This is a genomic window from Candidatus Binatia bacterium (assembly GCA_035631035.1).
Lineage (GTDB): Bacteria > Eisenbacteria > RBG-16-71-46 > SZUA-252 > SZUA-252 > DASQJL01.
The window spans coordinates 30,328-47,282 of sequence record DASQJL010000062.1 but is presented as its reverse complement, the minus strand read 5'-3'; the positions used below and the strand labels follow the sequence as shown (position 1 = coordinate 47,282).

General features: G+C 69.8%; 16 protein-coding genes. 10 read left to right on the top strand and 6 right to left on the bottom strand.

Translation table 11 applies throughout. The annotated features are described in order from the left end of the window. Nucleotides 1–25 precede the first annotated feature (25 nt). The 6 genes from VE326_06555 to VE326_06530 all read left to right on the top strand — a co-directional run bounded on the left by VE326_06555 (nt 26) and on the right by VE326_06530 (nt 7,133). On the top strand, nt 26–1,348 hold the full coding sequence (locus tag VE326_06555) for a P-loop NTPase (GenBank protein ID HYJ32866.1): 1,323 nt from the start codon (nt 26–28) through the stop codon (nt 1,346–1,348). Then, complete coding sequence (locus VE326_06550; protein HYJ32865.1) at nt 1,345–2,736, top strand: CpaF family protein; 1,392 nt, start codon at nt 1,345–1,347, stop codon at nt 2,734–2,736. The genes VE326_06555 and VE326_06550 overlap by 4 nt, the downstream gene beginning before the upstream one ends. After that, entirely contained in the window at nt 2,733–3,704 is a 972-nt protein-coding gene (locus VE326_06545; GenBank protein HYJ32864.1) for a type II secretion system F family protein, read from the top strand. The genes VE326_06550 and VE326_06545 overlap by 4 nt, the downstream gene beginning before the upstream one ends. A 4-nt stretch (nt 3,705–3,708) precedes the next feature. Then, complete coding sequence (locus tag VE326_06540; GenBank protein ID HYJ32863.1) at nt 3,709–4,635, top strand: type II secretion system F family protein; 927 nt, start codon at nt 3,709–3,711, stop codon at nt 4,633–4,635. Between the two features lie 681 nt (nt 4,636–5,316). Next, nucleotides 5,317–5,913 (top strand): RNA polymerase sigma factor, encoded by a 597-nt coding sequence (locus tag VE326_06535; GenBank protein HYJ32862.1) that lies wholly within the window; start codon nt 5,317–5,319, stop codon nt 5,911–5,913. Continuing rightward, nucleotides 5,910–7,133 (top strand): zf-HC2 domain-containing protein, encoded by a 1,224-nt coding sequence (locus VE326_06530; protein HYJ32861.1) that lies wholly within the window; start codon nt 5,910–5,912, stop codon nt 7,131–7,133. The genes VE326_06535 and VE326_06530 overlap by 4 nt, the downstream gene beginning before the upstream one ends. 3 nt (nt 7,134–7,136) lie before the next feature. Here VE326_06530 and VE326_06525 read toward each other — a convergent pair whose 3' ends face one another. Both VE326_06525 and VE326_06520 read right to left on the bottom strand, forming a co-directional pair. Beyond that, nucleotides 7,137–7,925 carry an ABC transporter permease gene (locus VE326_06525; GenBank protein ID HYJ32860.1) on the bottom strand — a complete coding sequence of 263 codons (789 nt, stop codon included), beginning with the start codon at nt 7,923–7,925 and terminating at the stop codon, nt 7,137–7,139. 2 nt (nt 7,926–7,927) lie between these two features. After that, complete coding sequence (locus VE326_06520) at nt 7,928–8,887, bottom strand: ABC transporter ATP-binding protein (GenBank protein ID HYJ32859.1); 960 nt, start codon at nt 8,885–8,887, stop codon at nt 7,928–7,930. A 95-nt stretch (nt 8,888–8,982) separates the two neighbouring features. Here VE326_06520 and VE326_06515 point away from each other — a divergent pair, with 95 nt between their 5' ends. Continuing rightward, nucleotides 8,983–9,654, top strand: coding sequence for a DUF1579 family protein (locus VE326_06515; GenBank protein ID HYJ32858.1), 672 nt, complete (start codon nt 8,983–8,985; stop codon nt 9,652–9,654). 30 nt (nt 9,655–9,684) lie between these two features. Here the strand turns inward: VE326_06515 and VE326_06510 are convergent, their stop codons facing one another. The 4 genes from VE326_06510 to VE326_06495 all read right to left on the bottom strand — a co-directional run bounded on the left by VE326_06510 (nt 9,685) and on the right by VE326_06495 (nt 13,235). Beyond that, nucleotides 9,685–10,068, bottom strand: coding sequence for a cupredoxin domain-containing protein (locus VE326_06510; protein HYJ32857.1), 384 nt, complete (start codon nt 10,066–10,068; stop codon nt 9,685–9,687). A 46-nt stretch (nt 10,069–10,114) separates the two neighbouring features. Then, nucleotides 10,115–10,945, bottom strand: coding sequence for an NRDE family protein (locus VE326_06505; protein HYJ32856.1), 831 nt, complete (start codon nt 10,943–10,945; stop codon nt 10,115–10,117). A 29-nt stretch (nt 10,946–10,974) separates the two neighbouring features. Then, a complete protein-coding gene (locus VE326_06500; protein HYJ32855.1) occupies nt 10,975–12,150 on the bottom strand; it encodes a citrate synthase in 1,176 nt (391 codons plus the stop codon). An 86-nt stretch (nt 12,151–12,236) separates the two neighbouring features. Continuing rightward, on the bottom strand, nt 12,237–13,235 hold the full coding sequence (locus VE326_06495) for a DUF1028 domain-containing protein (protein HYJ32854.1): 999 nt from the start codon (nt 13,233–13,235) through the stop codon (nt 12,237–12,239). Between the two features lie 275 nt (nt 13,236–13,510). On the opposite strand from VE326_06495, the gene VE326_06490 reads away from it, so the two are divergent. The 3 genes from VE326_06490 to VE326_06480 are packed head-to-tail and all read left to right on the top strand — an operon-like array spanning nt 13,511 to nt 16,829. Next, the gene (locus VE326_06490) at nt 13,511–14,719 is read left to right on the top strand and encodes a pyridoxal phosphate-dependent aminotransferase family protein (GenBank protein HYJ32853.1); all 1,209 of its coding nucleotides are present in this window, start codon (nt 13,511–13,513) and stop codon (nt 14,717–14,719) included. Between the two features lie 17 nt (nt 14,720–14,736). Further along, nucleotides 14,737–15,846: a GNAT family N-acetyltransferase gene (locus VE326_06485; GenBank protein ID HYJ32852.1), complete on the top strand. Its 1,110-nt coding sequence runs from the start codon at nt 14,737–14,739 to the stop codon at nt 15,844–15,846. Continuing rightward, the gene (locus tag VE326_06480; GenBank protein HYJ32851.1) at nt 15,843–16,829 is read left to right on the top strand and encodes an NAD-dependent epimerase/dehydratase family protein; all 987 of its coding nucleotides are present in this window, start codon (nt 15,843–15,845) and stop codon (nt 16,827–16,829) included. The genes VE326_06485 and VE326_06480 overlap by 4 nt, the downstream gene beginning before the upstream one ends. Nucleotides 16,830–16,955: the final 126 nt, after the last annotated feature.

The window sequence follows — 16,955 nt, the reverse complement described above, 5'->3', positions numbered from 1 at the left end:
GCGAACTAGCTCGGAGGTGAGCGGCATGCGTTTCGAAGATTCCAACAACAGCGGCGACCCCGACCGTCGTCCGGACGAGACGAACGGGCACGCCAATGGGAACGGCGGCGGGCACGCGTCCGAGCGCCTGGTCCCGGCCGACTACAACCCGGGCGTCGTGACCGTGCTCCTCATCCTCGAGGACGACGGCCAGCAGCGCACGACCCGGGCCGCGCTGCACGGACTCCCGGGCGTCGAGATCGTCGGCGAGCGGACGGAGCTTCGCAGCGGGCTCCTGCTCGCGCGCCAGAAGGCGCCGCGGGTGGTGCTGCTCGATCTTCCGGACGACTATGAGGAAGCGCTGACCGCGGCGGGGCACTTCAAGATGGATGCGCCCGACACCGCGCTCTTCCTTCTCTCCAATTCCCTGGATCCCCAGCTCCTCCTGAGGGCCATCCGCGCGGGGGCGCAGGAAGTCTTGAAGAAACCCCTCGACCGGGCGCTCCTTCAGGAAGCGGTCGAGCGTGTCTCGCGAAGCGGCGCCGCCCGCTCCGCATCGGGTACCCGAGCGCGCTCGATCGTAACTCTCTTCACCATCAAAGGCGGCGTCGGGAGCTCCACGGTCGCGGCCAACCTGGCCGTGGCGCTCAAAGCCAACATGGGCGTCGAGACCGCGCTCGCGGACTTCGACGCGCAGACGGGAAGCTCGGCCCACCTGCTGGGCCTGCGGGCCGAGCGGTCGATGTCCGATCTGCTCCGGGCGCCGCGCATCGATTCCGCGACGCTCCGGATGAATCTCCTGCCGCATTCGAGCGGCGTGAACGTCCTGGCGCAGCCCGAGGATCTCACCAACCTCGAGCCGATCACGCCGGCGCAGGCCGGCGCCGTCCTGGACGCGCTGGCCGCTACGCATGACGTTGTCGTCGTGGACGCGCCGCACACCTTCGACGAGGTCTCGCTCGAGATCCTCGACAGGAGCACGACGATCCTGGTGGTCGGGGAGCTTTCGATCCCGGCGATCCGCGCCGCGCGCCGCGCGATGGAGCTGCTCGACCGACTTCACTTCACGAACGTTCCCGACCGGGTGCGCCTGATCGTCAACCGCTCCACCGGCACCCGGGGCTTGATCACGCTGGACCAGCTGGCCGAGGCGATGCAGATGCAGCCCTACCACACGATCACGAACGACTACCGGCGCGTGTTCGCCTCGGTGAACGCGGGGCGGGCCCTCTGCCAGGAGGACCCGGAATCGCCGGCCGCCAAGGACATCATCGCCCTCGCCGCCAAACTCTCGGGGAAGCAGGCGCCGGCCCCGCAGGCGGAGGAAAGCATTCGGCGCGGTCTCTTCGGAAAGAAGGTGCTTCGATGAGCTTACGAGAACGCTTCCGGCGCGCGCCGGCCGCCACCGCGACGTCGTCGTCCGCGCCGATCCTCGAACCGTCGGAGCCCGGGGCGCAGGCGCGCAACGGCCAGAACGGCCATCAGCAGCTGGACGAGTACCAGGAGCTGAAGCGCCGCCTCCATCGCGAGCTGATCGGCAAGCTGAACATGGCCAATCTCGAGGGGATGGACGAGAACCGCCGCCGCGAGCAGGTGGAATCGGTGGCGCGCCGCCTCCTGGGCGAGTCGGACCTCCGGCTGGGCCGCTCCGACGAGGAGCGCCTGGTCCAGGAGCTCCTGCACGACACCTTCGATCTCGGGCCGATCACGCCCTTCATCCTGGACGAGGAGATTTCCGACATCCTGGTCAACACGCACCGCCAGGTCTACGTCGAGCGGCTCGGCAAGCTGGAGCTGACCGACGTGCAGTTCCGGGACGACGCGCATCTTCGCCAGATCATCGACCGCATCATCTCGCGAGTGGGCCGCCGCATCGACGAATCGAGCCCGCTCGTGGACGCGCGCCTGCCGGACGGCTCGCGCGTGAACGCGATCATCCCCCCCTCGGCGCTGGACGGGCCGATCCTCTCGATCCGCCGCTTCCGCCGCCGGGCGCTCTCCATCGACAACCTGCTCGAGCTGGGCTCGATGACCGAGACCATGGCCGTCCTGCTCCAGGGCGTGATCCGCGCGCGCATCAACGCGCTGATCACGGGGGGCACCGGCTCGGGCAAGACGACGCTCCTGAACATCCTCTCGCGGTCGATCCCCGACGGCGAGCGCATCGTGACCATCGAGGACTCGGCGGAGCTCCAGCTCCAGCAGCCGCACGTCGTGCGCCTGGAAACCCGGCCGCCGAACCTGGAAGGGAAGGGAACGATTACCCAGCGTGACCTGGTCCGGAACGCGCTGCGCATGCGCCCCGACCGGATCGTCGTCGGCGAGGTGCGCGGCGACGAAGTGCTCGACATGCTCCAGGCCATGAACACCGGCCACGACGGGTCGCTGACGACGCTGCACTCCAACGGCCCGCGGGACGCCCTGCACCGCATGGAGAACCTGGTCCTCATGGCCGGGCACTCGCTGCCCGACAAGGCCATCCGGGAGCAGATCGCGTCGGCGCTCGATTGCGTGATCCACGTGTCGCGCCTCCCGGACGGGACGCGCAAGATCCTCAGCGTGCAGGAGATCGTCGGCATGGAAGGACCCGTGGTGACGATGCAGGAGATCTTCCGGTTCGTCCGCACCGGGACCAAGGCGGACGGGAGGATTGAGGGACGTTTCGAGGCCACCGGCGTCGTGCCGCACTTCGCGGAGCGGGTCGAGCTGGCCGGGACGGACCTCGGCGGGCTCTTCGACCGGGGGGTGGTGAAATGATCTATCTGTTCGTAGCGGTTCTCCTCTTCGGGGCCACCGCGGCCGTGGTCGTCGCCATGAACCTGCGCAAGCAGGAGCAGGGCACGCGCAGCCTGCGGGACCGCATCGGCGCCCAGGATCCCCGAGCGCGGTTGCGCGCGTCGGGCGGCGCGGCGCTCGCGATCGAGCGGGACACCCGCATGAGCTCGATGCCGTTCCTGGACCGGTTCCTCCGCAAGATGACCGTGGCCCGCGGCCTGGAGCTGCTGCTCTACCAGGCGGGCTCGTCGATGCGGGTCGGCATGTTCCTCCTGATCATGGCGGCCGGCGCCATGATCGCGTACCTCGTCGGGTACGTCGTGTTCGCCCGGCTCCTCCACGCGCTGGTCTTCATGGTGGTGGGCGGCGTCGCTCCTCTTCTGATCCTTCATCACAAGAAGAGCGTTCGCATGAAAGCGTTCTCCGAAGAGTTTCCGGACGCGCTCGACCTCCTGGTAAGCGCCCTGCGCGCGGGCATCTCGTTCTCCTCGGCCATGCAGATCGTGGCCGACGAGTCGCCGGAACCGATCCGGTCCGAGTTTGCCATCGTCGTGGAGGAGCAGGCATTGGGTCTCGAAATGCGCGAGGCCCTGACGAACATGGCGAACCGCGTGGACTCCCTCGATCTCAAGTTCTTCGTGACGGCGGTGGTGCTCCAGCGGGACACGGGCGGCAACCTGACCGAGGTTCTGGACAACACGAGCCGCCTGATCCGCGACCGCTTCCGGATTCTGGGCGACATCCAGACGTTCACGGCGCAGGGGCGTCTGACCGGCGCCATCCTCACCTGCCTGCCGCTCGGGCTCGCCATCTTCATGGTGATCGTGGCGCCCGAGTACTTCCACAAGATGTGGGACCTTCCGAGCGGTCGGGCGGTGCTCGGATTCGGCGCGCTCATGCAGCTCCTTGGATCACTCGCGATCCGTCAAATCGTCAACATCAAGGTGTGATGCCATGTTCCTGATCTCGACGATCCTGCTCGCTTTCGCCCTGGCCGTCGGCACGCTTGCGATCTACCAGGTATTCGTCCGCGACCGCGACCCGGTCGCCGTCCGCCTGCGCGACCTCCGCGCTCGCGCGCTGGCGTCGCGTCCCAATCTCGATCCCGATGCGCCCTCGCCCATCGCCGGCCTCCTGGCGACGCTGGGCGGCTTCCTCCCGTCGGGCGACAGCAACGAGGCGCTCCAGTCGGGCCTGGTGCGCGCCGGCATCCGCGATCCCAAGGCCAGTCTCGTCTTCCTGGGCGCCAAGGTCGTCGGCGCCGCGGTCTTCGGTCTGGGCTGGATCGCCGTCAACTTCGCGATGGCGCGCCCGGTCGGCTCGATCGTGCTCTCCGGCGGCATCGCGGCGGCGGTCGGCTTCTACCTGCCGACGATCTGGCTCTACATGAAGGGGTCTGCCCGGCAGACCGCGATCCAGACCGCGCTGCCCGACGCCCTCGACCTCCTGGTCGTCTGCGTGGAGGCGGGGCTGGGCCTGAACGCCGCGATCGAGCGCGTGGGCCGCGAGATCACGCTGGCGAGTCCGGCGCTGAGCGACGAGCTGCTCGTGGTGGGGCAGGAGATTCGGACCGGTCTCACGCGCTCCGACGCGCTGCGGCGCCTCGCGCGCCGCACCGGCGTGGACGATCTCTATGCCCTCACCGCCATGCTGATCCAGGCGGACAAGCTCGGAACGAGTATCGCCCAGTCGCTGCGCGCGCACGCCGAGTCGATGCGGACCAAGCGCCGCCAGCGTGCCGAGCAGACCGCGCGCAAGGCGGGCATCAAGCTCGCGTTCCCGCTCGTGTTCCTGATCTTTCCGGCGCTCTTGATCGTGATTCTCGGCCCGGCCGCGATACAGCTTGCGCAGGCCATCGCCGCTCAAAACGCATCGCACTGAAGTCTCCCATAGCGAGGAGGTGATCGCTCGTGCTGGTCAAGATCATCGTGTGGGCCGCGGTCGTGGGGTTGGGCCTTCTGTGGCTCACGCGCCGGGGTCAGAACAAGAGTCGGCGGGCGGGGCGGTAATTTCGTAGACGTGTGCGAGCGTCCGGTGCCAGAAGGCAGCCGGGCGCTACGCGTTTTGGGCGAGCGGGAAGGCAACCCTCCGCGGAGTGGTCGCCTCGCCGCGGCTTCGCCTTGCTCGGCTCCTACACTCCGCTTCGGGTTCCTTCCCGCTCGTCCACAAAGACGGCGTCGTGCCGCCGCCAGCCGATCCGATTCCACGCCCCCACTCATTGGATGCGTGAAGTAATCAGGGCCGGAGCCTCTCCACGCCTCGACGTTGATGACCTTCACACCAAAAGAAGGTGGTGAGGGCGCCCCGCCCTCGCCAATGCGTCCGGCGGACCTCAACGCATTTGTGGACGCGAGGGGAAGAACCCGGAGGGAAGTGTAGAGCCGAGCAAGGCGAAGCCGCCGCGAGGCGACCACTTCCCAGAGGGTTGCTTCCCCTCGCGCCAAAAACGCGTAGCGCCCGGCTGCCCTTTGGCGACGCCCTTCGGGTAGGACCTTGCAAAATCCCCAATTACAAGAAACGGGAATATCCTTCCGTATCCGGGCGTAGTACATTCGGCGGCCGATGGTACCGGCCCGACCCGACCGCTCCTCGCTGAGCGACGGCGAGCTCGTTCGCCGGATTCGCGACGGCGAGGCGGATGCCTATGCCGAGCTGGTCCGCCGTACGCGGCGGGGCGGCTATCGCCTGGCGCGACGGATCACCCGCAATCATGAAGACGCCGACGACGTGCTCCAGGAGAGCTACGTCAAAGCCTACCGCGCCCTCGACCGCTTCGCGGACGACCGCCCCTTCGGCCCCTGGTTCCTCACCATCGTGGCACGCACCGCGCTCACCTGGATCCGGGATGCCAAGCGGCGCGCGGCGGAGCCGCTGGACGAGCCCGGCGCGGACGGATCGGCCCCGCTCGCCGATCGCGTGGCGGATCCCACGCAGGACGCCCCGGCGCTGGAGCGCCGGGTGCAGGTGGAACGGGCCTACGCGAAGCTGTCCGAGGACCACCGCACCATCCTGGCGCTGCGCGTGGATGCCGACCTCTCGTACGCGGCGATCGCGGAGGCGCTGGCCGTGCCCGTCGGTACCGTCATGTCGCGCCTGGCGCGCGCGCGGGAGGCCCTGATCGAAGCGCTGCACGAATTGAGGGAAGCGGAGCCCCGATGAGCCCAACCCTGCCCGACCCGCACCACCCCACGTCGGAGGAGCTGTTCGCGTATCGCGACGGGGAGCTGACGGCCGACCGCCGCACGCTGATCGAAGCCCATGTGCTGGCCTGCGCCCAGTGCAGCGAGCGGCTCGAGGAGATGTCCGCCGCCGAAGCCGAGCTGCGTCTCCGACCCGACCGAGCGGACGAGGCGTACTTCGAGCGGATGACGGAGTCCGTGATGGGGAAAATCGGATCCGGCCGGGGCGTGGACGTGGTCGCGACCACCCGCGAGAGCGCGGCCTCGGCGCCCGGCGCGCCCGAACCGCGCGCCCGGCGCGGGGACTACGTCGACGTTCCCAGGGTGGATCGGCGGCGGCCCGATTCCTCGAGCGAGGACCTGGAGCCCCGGCGCCGCCTGCACCTGCCGTGGATCGGAATCGGCGGCGGCGCGGTCGCGGCGGTCGCGGTGGTGGTCGTGGCCGTCGCGCTCTTCCAGCGGCAGAACGAATGGGTGCGGGCGCCGCGTCCCGAGACGGTGGGCGCGCCGCGAAGCGAGACGCGCGCGGACTCAGCGCAGGCGAAGAATGGCGTGGCCTCTGGCGGTCTCGCCCAGAACGAGGCCGCCCCTCCTCCGGCGCGAGACCGCGCGTCCGCGTCTCGGGAAGCGAAGTCCGCCAAGAAGTCCGCGGTCGCGCCTTCTCCGGTCGAGACGCAGCCGTCGCGCCGCGCGGCGGACGCCACGCTCGGGAAGGTCGAAGCGGAGAAGGATCAGGCCGCTCGCTTCCGCGACGCGCAACCGGCGCCATCGGCGGCGATGGCCCCCGAGGCCGTTGCGAACCGGAAGCTCGCCATGCAGAACGCGGCACCGGGCGCCGCAGCGGGCGCCCCGCCTCCCGGCGACGCGTACGCGAACGTGCTGCGCGCCTACCGGCTGCCGCCGGTATGGAACCCCGGCGTCCCCGGCGAGGCCGTGGCGCGGGCGGAAACCGATCTGCGCTTCCTCTATCAAATGGGACGCGCGGGCGCCGACTCCGCGCGGATCCGGCTCTACCTGGCCGAGGCCGAGCGGGCGCGGCTCACCGACCCGTCCAACACCGGCGCGGTGGAGAGCATCTCGCATCATTACCGCCGCGCCATCTCGCTCGCGGGAGGCGACGCGACGCTCGCCGCGACGGCGCGCCGGAGGCTGGCGGAGTTCGAGCAGGAGATGACGCGGGCCCGCGGAACGCAGCCCTAGCGTCTACTGGATCAGCCGCTTCTTCATCCGCACCAAGGACCACGCTCCCAGCGCCAGCGCCACGACCACGACGTACGCCGCGCTCACCGGAAGCATCGGATGGCCGGTCCCCAGCACGGCCGAGCGCACCAGGATCGTGATGTGCGTCAGCGGCAGGCACCACGCGACGGCGAGCGCCCACTTCGGAAGGATGTCGAGCGGGAAGAAGGTCCCCGCGAAGGTGAACATCGGAAGGACGAAGGCGAACATCGGCACGTTGAACTGGGAGATCGTCTTCACGGCGGACGTCATGATCAGCCCGAAGCCCGAAAAGAGCAGCCCGCCCGCGGCCGCGATGGGGACGACCCACAGCCCCGTGGGCCAGTGCACCAGACCCAGCGCCGAGAGCACGCCGAGCATGATGGTGCTCGCGATCATCGACTTCACCGTGCCCCAGAGGAGCTCGCCCAGGATCACGTCCTCGACCAGGAGAGGTGTCGCGAGGATGGCGTCGAACGTCTTCTGGTAGTACATCCGGACGTACGACGAGAAGGTGGTCTCGAAGAAGGCCCAGAACATGATCGCCACGGCCAGCACGCCCGGGGCCATGAAGGCCAGGTAGGAGAGGGTGCGCCCCTGGTAGCTCACGTCGTGCACCAGCTGGCCCAGTCCGAGACCGAATCCGAACACGTAGATGATCGGCTCCAGCAGGGGCGGCAGAAACTCGGTCTTCCAGACCGTGAAGTAGACGTCGGCGTCGCGCTGCAGCACCCGCAGCGAACGGAGCGACAGGTTTCGCAAGATCTCGCGCATGGTCAGTCGCGGAGCGCCCGCCCGGTGCGCCTCAGGAACACGTCCTCGAGCGTTGCGCGCCGGAGGAGCCGGTCCTGGCCGGGGAAGCGCGCATCCAGCAGGCGCACCGCCTGGTCCTCGTCCTCGGGATAGAGATAGAGCCGGTCGCCGACCTCTTCGAGGCGGCCGGGAACCCGCCGCATCGCCTCGATCACGTCGGGGCCGTGGTTCCAGATCTCGATCACGCTCCGCCCGACCTCGCGCTGGACCAGCGCTTCGGGGGTGCCTTCCAGCAGGATCTTCCCCTCGTCGATGATGATGACCCGGTCGCAGAGCTGCGCCGCCTCTTCCATGTAGTGCGTCGTCAGGAGCACGGTGACGCCGGTCGCGCGGAGCGCGCGCACCCGGGTCCAGATGGCGTGCCGCGCCTGCGGGTCGAGTCCGGTGGTGGGCTCGTCCAGCACCAGCACGCGCGGCTCGTTCAGGAGCGCGCGCGCCAGGATCAGCCTCCGCTTCATCCCCCCGGAGAGGGAGGCGACGGGCGACTTGGCCTTGTCCTGCAGCGCCATCATCTCGAGCAGCGGCAGCGCGCGCCGCTTGACCTCGGCGCCGGGAATTCCGAAGTAGCGCCCGTAGACGAGCAGGTTCTTGAGAACGTCGAAATCGGGGTCGAGGTTGTCCTCCTGCGGGCAGATTCCGAGCATCCGCTTCACGTCGCGCGGCCGCTCCCGAACGTCCACGCCGAAGACGCTTGCGGTTCCCGAGGTCGGTGGAAGGAAGCAGGAGATCATCCGCACCGTCGTCGTCTTGCCCGCCCCGTTGGGACCAAGAAATCCCACGACCTCGCCGGGAGCGACCTCGAAGGAGACGCCGCGCACGGCCTGGACTTCGTCGTACTGCTTCACGAGATCGCTCGCGACGATGGCGGGCTCACCGGACAGGGCGGCCGCCGGCGAGGCGGATCGGGAGGGTGCGTCGTTCATGGGGCGGCTACTCTACCATCTTGCGTGGCCCGGGGGGCCACGGTAGCCTTTTTCCTTCGCACCACAACCCCACTCCCGCTCCAGGAGGAGCCACCATGAACCGCATCTTTGCCATCCTCGCTGCAGCCCTCGTGCTGGGCGCTTCCGCCCGCGCATACGCCGCCGACCCGCCGGCCCAGTCGTCGCCGGAAAAGGCCAAGACCGCCGCCAAGGCGCAGCCCGCGCGCGCCGCGGTGGTCTCGAAGAAAAGTCAGCAGATGGGGAAGCCGCCGGCCGAGCTGCAGAAGCTGGCGGTGCTGCTCGGGTCGTGGAACGGCGAGACGCACGCGTTCGCCGGAGCCGACGCCAAGAGTCCCAGCAAGTCCACGTACAAGTGGACCTTCAACGGCATGCACCTCGAAGGCGACCACCAGTACACGATGAACGGAAAGCCCTTCTACGGGCGGAGCGTCTGGGGCTACGACCCCGACCGGAATCAGTATCAGTGCGTCTGGACCGACGAGATCTCCTCGGCCGCGTCGGTGTTCCTCGGCTCCTTCACGGACGACAAGACGCTCTTCCTCTCCTCGACCTCGGTCGTGGACGGGAAGGCGATCACCGAGATCATGACCTTCAAGTTCGACGAGCCCGGGAAGTACAGCCTCGTCATGACGAGCGACGCCTCGGGCGACCCCAAGCCGATCATGCAGGAGGCGGCCGTGAAGAGCGGCGGGCCGGTGGAGAAGGCCTCGGAGAAGAAGGAAGTCTCGGACAAGAGCAACGGCTGACCGCTTGCCGAGGAGACGGCGCCGGAACGGTCAGCGCGCCGCGATCACGAGCTTGCCCCCCATCCCGGGGTGCGTGCAGCAGGTGTAGGCGAAGGTGCCGGAGCGGGGCAGCGTCACGGTGACCTCGCGGCGCTCGCCCGGCAGGAGGGGCGGGCCGCAGGGCACGCCCAGGCCGGCGATCCGGAAGTTGTGGAGCACGCGCGTGTCCTCGTCGTTGCTCACGACGAAGCGGACGCGCTGCCCCGGCGCAAAGCGCAGCGTGGGGTTCCGGCCGTTGAACGTGTAGTCCTTCATGCTGAGGGCGACGGTCTCGACCGGGCCCGGCGGAACCCGTTCCCGCCAGGAGGCGGCGATGGCGAGGATCGCGGCGGCCGCCACCGCCGCCGCGATTCCCATCCCGATACGCTTGGGCATGCCTGGATCGTGACACGGCGATCCCGCCGGGGACAAGCCGGCCCGGTCAGGCGAGGAGCGACGAGAGGTCGGCGTAGGGCGTGGAGCAGGGCGGCCCGGGCGCGTGGAGATAGCGCTGCGGGCCCAGGTCCCCGAGCGCGATCAGCGAGCTGGAGACGGTGGGGAAGCGGTCCCGGTGGAGGCAGACGCCGGGGACCGCGCGCCCGATCTCTTCGTGCGTGACGAGCAGCGCCGCAAGCTCCCGGAGCGCCTCGTCCGCGGTGCGCGGCCTCAGGCTCTCCAGCCGGCTCAGGAGCCAGGCCGTGCGCGGCTCGTCCCGCTCGTTCACATCGGCGTGCGTCACCACGTTCCAGCCCGGCTCGAGGGTCCGGATCCGGGTTTCCCGGCCCGCCTCGGCGAGAATGGCCCACGAGGGCTCGTCCAGGTTCAGCCCCACGAGCGTGCAGGCGGCGTACGCGTCCCGGGCGATCAGCGCGAGCGCGGCGTGGAGCCGGGCGGGATGGCGCTCGCCGGTGCCCGGGTCGATGCGATCGGGCCGGTCCGGCGCGCCGCCGAGGGCAGCGGCCTCGAGACAGAGGAGTCCGCGCGAGCGGGGCGCCGGCGCGCCCTCGGGAGGCGCCGCCGCCGGCGTCAGCGCGCCCGCGAGCATGATCGCCGCCGGAGTCGGCCGCCGGTTCATCAGCGCGGTCACCGCGCGCGCCTCGCCCACCGCGAGCCACGTGCCGCCCGCGACCAGGTCCCGGCCGCCCACCACGCGCGGCCGCTCGCGCAGGATGCCCGGAGGCGCTGCGGCGCGCTCCGGCGACTCGTCGCGGTTGGCGCCCAGAACAAGCGTGCGGGGGCCGAGAATCTCGACCCCCGCGATCAGCGTGCACATGCCGCGCTCGAACCGCCGTCCCCCTCGTCCTAGACGCGCTCCTCCATCGGAATGTACGGCTCGGCGTGGGTGCCGGTGTAGATCTGGTCCGGGCGGTAGATCCGGTTGTCCTGGATCTGCTCCAGCCAGTGGGCGAGCCAGCCCGAGACGCGCGCGATGGCGAACATCGGCGTGAAGAGCGCGGCGGGGAGACCCATCGCCGTGTAGAGCACGCCGGAATAGAAGTCCACGTTCGGATAGATCCGCTTGGCGCCGAGATGCTCGGCGGTCACCTTCTCGACCTCCTGCGCCACCGCGAGCAGCGGATCGCCGCCCCCCTTCGAGATCATCTGCCCGGCCAGCCGCTGCAGCACGAGCGCCCGCGGATCCTTCACGCGGTAGATCCGGTGGCCGATGCCCATGATCTTCTGCTTCCGGTGGATCAGGTCCTCGATGTAGGGGCGCGCCTTCTCGGCGTCCCCGATCTGCTGGAGCATGTGGATCACCTGCTCGTTCGCGCCGCCGTGCAGCGGCCCCGTGAGGGCGCCGATCGCCGAGGAGATCACCGTGTAGGGATCGGCCAGCGTCGAGGCGGTCACGCGGCCCCCGAAGGTCGAGGCGTTCATCGAGTGCTCGGCATGGAGGATGAAGCAGATGTCCATGACCCGCGCCTCGTCCTCCTCGGGGACCTCGCCGGTCAGCATGTAGAGGAAGTTTGCCGCGTGCGACAGCTCCTCGCGGGGCGGAATGTAGTCCTTGCCGAGGCTCAGGCGGTGGAACGCCGCCACCAGCGTGGGCGCCTTGGCGATCAGCCGCACGGCGGAGTTGTAGCGATCCTCCGGCTTCATCGGGTCGCGGTCGGGATAGAACATCCCGAGCGCGGCGATCGAGGCCTGGAGCGCCTCCATCGGATGGCCGGTGTCGGGCAGGCACTTCAGGAGGTCGATCAGCCGGAAGCGCACGTCCCGGTTCGAGCGCAGGTCGCGCGAGAACTTCTCCAGCTCGGCGCGGTTCGGGAGCTTCCCCCAGAGGAGCAGGTAGGAGGTCTCCTCGAACGTGCTCTTCTCCGCGAGCGTCTCGATCGGGTAGCCGCGGTATTCGAGCACGCCCTGGTCGCCGTCGATCCAGCAGATGCTGGAGCGCGCGGCGGGGACTCCGTCGAGGCCGGGGATGTAGGGGACCGGCGAAGCGGCCGCCGCCGGCGTCGAGGTGGTGCGTTCCGACATGACGTTCCTCCGATGCCTCGGCGAGCCGGGGCGTGGTCCGGTGAGGGTGGTTCCGTACGGCGGGCTACGGGCTCGATCGAGCCATTCTATCGCGCCCGGGCCCGCGCCGGGGGCGCAAGAGCTTGGATGCGCCGAATGGACGCGGGATCGTCCGGGAGCAGGTCGGCGGGCACCAGCCGCGGCGCCAGCGTCACCCATCGGCGGTCCTTGGCGAAGACTTTACGGAAGAGCGGCGCCGCTTCCTTCTCGCGCCCCAGCTTCCAGAGGGTGGCCGCCTGCCAGAAGAGGAGCTCGTCGTTTCCCGGCGCGAGCCGGGCCGCCTCGGAATAGGCGCGGAGCGCGTCCTCCACCTTGCCCTCGGTGATGAACGCGTCCCCTTCGTCGCTCTTCTTGTAGGCGCGCCAGAGGCCCACCAGCCGGCGCAGCTCGGCGATCGGCTTGGGGCTGTCCTCCACGCGCAGATCCATGACGCGGTCCGCCCACGGCTTGTCCGAACGGGTCCCCTTCACGATGACGATGGCGGCCGACTGCTGACCTCGGATGTCGCCGCCGGCCCGCTGCCCTGCCTCGAGCGCCTGGATCAGCCGCTCAGGGAAATCCCCCTTGGCGCTCCGGTAGGCCGCGGCCATGGCCGGCCAGACCCTGTCGCTGGCCATGAGGTTGGCCTCGCAGGTGAAGTGGTCGCCGGCCTCGTCGCCGGCGAAGGGGATGCACTTCTTGCCCGTGTGCACGGCGACGTCGCCGTGGGCGTCCACCATCGCCACCTGGCGCACCTCGCGGTACTTGTCCTCGTCGAGGAGCTTCTTCAGCGCGTCCTTGGCCGCGGCGCCGTCCTTCATCAGGGCCAGCCCGCGGGGGCCGTACGCCACCTCGACCAGCGACTGCGTGGCCACGGCGCCCACGCCCGGCTCCGCCCAGGGCACGATCGGTCCCACGGAGAAGTAGTGCGACTGGACGGCAACGCCCAGGTCCCCGGTTTCCGGATCGCGGGCGACGATCGAAAAGGTGGCCCGGGCGGGGGATGCGACGCCGGCGAGCAGCGTCGCGGCGAGGAGGATCGCGCGGAGGGAGCGGGACCGGTTCACGGCGTCTCCTTTCACATCGGATGGGTCGGCGGCTTGCGGGCGGCCACGCCGCCGGGGTCCTCCCCCGGCAGGAGCTCCGCCGGACGGATCATCCGCGATTACTTCCCATGCCGCAAGGAGATACCCGGGCCCCCGGGCCCGCTAACGGCGCCGGGGCCGTCGACCGATTGACTCCCGGAGCCGGAACCGCTAAGGTTCCCGCGATTCGCCAAGCGGCCCTCCGGCGGCTCGAGACCATCACGGAAAGCCCGGTAACCCCAACACAAAAGGCGCGCGTGGACATCTTCGCCAAGTGTAACGAGTTCAACGAACACCGGATGGCCCAGCGGGCCGGCTTCTACCCGTACTTCCTCCCGATCTCCGAAAACCACGGCACCGAGGTCACGATCCACGGCAAGCGCATGATCATGGCCGGGTCGAACAACTACCTCGGGCTCACGAAGCACCCCAAGGTCATGGCGGCCGCCGAGGACGCGCTGATGCGCTTTGGGACCTCGAACAACGGCTCCCGCTTCCTGAACGGCACGCTCGAGCTGCACGCGATCCTCGAAGAGCGGCTCGCCCGGTTCATGAAGAAGGAAGCGGCGCTCGTCTATTCGACCGGCTACCTGACGAACCTGGGATCGATCTCCGCGCTCGTCGAGAAGGGCGACGTGGTCATTCTGGACAAGGACGCGCACGCCTGCATCGTGGACGGGGCGCGCCTCTCGCACGGGCAGGTGCTCCGCTTCCGGCACAACGACCTGCGCGACCTGGAGCGCGTGCTCGAGAAGGTGCCGGCCAAGGCGGGAAAGCTCGTCGTCGTGGACGGGGTCTACAGCATGGAGGGGGACATCGCGCCCCTGCCCGACATCGTGCGCCTGGTGCGCGAGTACAACGCGCGGCTCCTGGTGGACGACGCGCACGGCATCGGCGTCCTCGGCACCCGCGGCGCCGGAGCCTGCGAGGCGCAGAACGTCGAGGACCAGGTCGACCTCGTGATGGGCACCTTCAGCAAGTCGTTCGCGTCCCTTGGCGGCTTCATCGCCGGCCCCAAGGAGGTCATGGACTACCTGCGCCACCACGCGCGCGCCATGATCTTCAGCGCCAGCATGACGCCCTCGAGCGTGGCGGCCGCGCTGGCCGCCCTCGACGTGATCGAGAGCGACGAGGGTCCGGTCCTTCGCGAGCGCCTCCGCGTCATCGCGGACAAGATGCGGACCGGCTTCCAGTCCCAGGGCCTCGAAGTCGGCTCGGGCAAGGGCACGCCGATCATCCCCATCTTCATCGGCGATCGCATGAAGTGCATGCACTGGTGGCGGAAGATCTACGACCGGGGCGTGTTCGTGAACGCGATCCTGGTCCCCGCCGTGGCGCCCGGACGCGATCTCCTCCGCACCTCGTACATGGCGACGCACCAGGACTCCCAGCTCGACACCATTCTTCGCGTCGTCTCCGAGGTCCGCCAGCAGCTCGGCGCCGAGCTGGCCCCCCAGGCCGAATAGCCCCCGCCGAGCCCGCCGTGGAGGTCGTTCCGGTCCAAACCGCGAAGGACCTGGATCGCTTCATCCGCTACGTCTACGACCGCTACCGGAACGAGCCGCACTGGGTCCCGCCGCTTCCCTCGGACGAGAAGGCGCGCCTCACCCCCGGGAAGAATCCCTACTTCGAGCACGCCGAGGCCGCCTATTTCCTGGCGCTCGAGGGCGGGCGCATCGTCGGCCGGATCGCCGCGACCGTGGATCGCAATCACGACGCCTTCCAGGGAGAGCGGCAGGCCGCGTTCGGATTCTTCGAGGCGGAGTCGCCGGCCGCGACGGCGTCGCTCCTGGCCGCCGCCGAGCGGTGGGGGCGCGCGAAGGGCGCTCAGGTGCTCCGCGGCCCCCTCAGCTTCACGACGAACGACGAGTGCGGCCTCCTGATCGACGGCTTCGACCATCGGCCGATGCTCCTCATGCCGTACAACGTCCGCGAGTACGCCGCGTGGATCGAGGCGGCCGGCCTGACCAAGGCCAAGGATCTCTACCAGTGGCGCGTCCCCGTGCCCGAGACGCCCCAGCCCGTGTTCCAGCGGATCGCGTCGATGGCGAAGAAGCGCGACCGGATCACGGTCCGTCCGCTCGACATGAAGAAGTTCAACGAGGAGCTGGGCCGCGTGAAGACCGTCTACAACGCCGCCTGGGAGCGGAACTGGGGCTTCGTTCCGATGACCGACGCCGAGATCGATCACATGGCGAGCCAGCTGAAGCCCGCGGTCGTCCCCGACCTGGTGCAGTTCGCCGAGGTGGACGGCGCGCCGGTCGGGTTCGGGCTGATCCTTCCCGACGTCAACGTCGCGCTGGCCAAGGTGAAGGGGAAGCTCTTCCCCTTCGGCCTCGTCAAGCTGCTCTGGACCCTCCCGCGGATCAAGGAGGGCCGCCTTCTCGCGCTCGGCGTGCTGGGCGAATACCAGAAGCGCGGCGTCGGGGCGCTGCTCGTCGAGGCGCTCATGCGCGCCACGCGGCGCCGCGGCTACCCGTTGTGCGAGGTGGGCTGGACGCTCGAGGACAACGACTCCGTGCACCAGCTGATCCTCGGCTCGGGCGGCACGCGGAGCGCGGTCTACCGGATCTACGAAAAGCGGCTCGCGTGAGCGACGCGGCGCCCCTCGCCGTCGTCACGGGAGCATCCGGATTCGTCGGAAGCCACGTCGTGGACGAGCTCCTCCTGCGCGGCGCGCGCGTGCGCGCCGTCGTGCGCGGCACCTCGTCGCGGCGGTGGCTGGAGGGGAAGCCGGTCGAGCTGGCCGATGCCGCGCTCGACGATCCCATGGCGCTGGCCCGCGCGGTGGAGGGCGCCGACTGGATCGTCCACGCCGCCGGGCTCATCCGCGCCCGGAACGCGGCGGAGTTCCACGAGGCCAACGTGGTGGGCACCGAGCGGCTCCTGCGCGCCGCGGATCAGGGCACGCTTCGGCGCTTTCTCTTCATCTCGAGCCAGGCGGCCGCCGGACCCAGCCTGACCGGCCTCCCGGTCACCGAGGATCAGCGCCCCCACCCGGTCTCCGCCTACGGCGAGAGCAAGCTCCGCGCGGAGCAGCTCGTGCTGATGGCGGCCGACCGGCTGCCGATCGCGGTGATCCGCCCCCCGGCCGTCTACGGCCCCCGGGACACCGCCATCCTCAAGGCGTTCGTCGCGGGGAAGTGGCACCTGGAGCCGGTCCTCCGCGCGCGGGGGCGGTTCTCCATCGTCCACGTGAGCGACCTCGTCACCGCCGTCTATGCGGCACTCACCGAGGAGGCCGCCCTGGGGCAGGCGTTCTTCGCCTGCGAGCCGGACGTGACCGACTACGCCGAGCTGGGCATCGCCGTCCGGGAGGCGCTCCGGACCTGGACGGTTCGTATCGCCATTCCGCAGTGGGCCCTGACGGGGATCGCGTCGGTCGCCGAGGGCTGGGCGCGCGCCGCGGGCAGGGCGCCGCTTCTCTCCCGGGAGAAGCTGGCGGAGATCGCCGCGGGGGACTGGATCGCCTCGTCGCGGAAGATCCGGGAGCGGCTCGGCTGGACGCCCCGGATCGGGCTACGGGAAGGGATCCGGGCGACGGCGGACTGGTATCGCGAGGCCGGCTGGCTCTAGGGCTGGCGCCGGGCGCCGGCCGACGGTAGAATCACGGGGCGGGCGCATCCTGGCCGGCACCCGCTCGGAGCCCCTGTTTTCGTGAATCCCCATCCCGTCTCCCGCATCCGAAATCGGTTCATGCCC

Coding starts and splice junctions, on each gene's coding strand:
- VE326_06555 (HYJ32866.1), top strand. CDS start 26: ATGCGTTTCGAAGATTCCAACAACAGCGGCGACCCCGACCGTCGTCCG.
- VE326_06550 (HYJ32865.1), top strand. CDS start 1,345: ATGAGCTTACGAGAACGCTTCCGGCGCGCGCCGGCCGCCACCGCGACG.
- VE326_06545 (HYJ32864.1), top strand. CDS start 2,733: ATGATCTATCTGTTCGTAGCGGTTCTCCTCTTCGGGGCCACCGCGGCC.
- VE326_06540 (HYJ32863.1), top strand. CDS start 3,709: ATGTTCCTGATCTCGACGATCCTGCTCGCTTTCGCCCTGGCCGTCGGC.
- VE326_06535 (HYJ32862.1), top strand. CDS start 5,317: ATGGTACCGGCCCGACCCGACCGCTCCTCGCTGAGCGACGGCGAGCTC.
- VE326_06530 (HYJ32861.1), top strand. CDS start 5,910: ATGAGCCCAACCCTGCCCGACCCGCACCACCCCACGTCGGAGGAGCTG.
- VE326_06525 (HYJ32860.1), bottom strand. CDS start 7,925: ATGCGCGAGATCTTGCGAAACCTGTCGCTCCGTTCGCTGCGGGTGCTG.
- VE326_06520 (HYJ32859.1), bottom strand. CDS start 8,887: ATGAACGACGCACCCTCCCGATCCGCCTCGCCGGCGGCCGCCCTGTCC.
- VE326_06515 (HYJ32858.1), top strand. CDS start 8,983: ATGAACCGCATCTTTGCCATCCTCGCTGCAGCCCTCGTGCTGGGCGCT.
- VE326_06510 (HYJ32857.1), bottom strand. CDS start 10,068: ATGCCCAAGCGTATCGGGATGGGAATCGCGGCGGCGGTGGCGGCCGCC.
- VE326_06505 (HYJ32856.1), bottom strand. CDS start 10,945: ATGTGCACGCTGATCGCGGGGGTCGAGATTCTCGGCCCCCGCACGCTT.
- VE326_06500 (HYJ32855.1), bottom strand. CDS start 12,150: ATGTCGGAACGCACCACCTCGACGCCGGCGGCGGCCGCTTCGCCGGTC.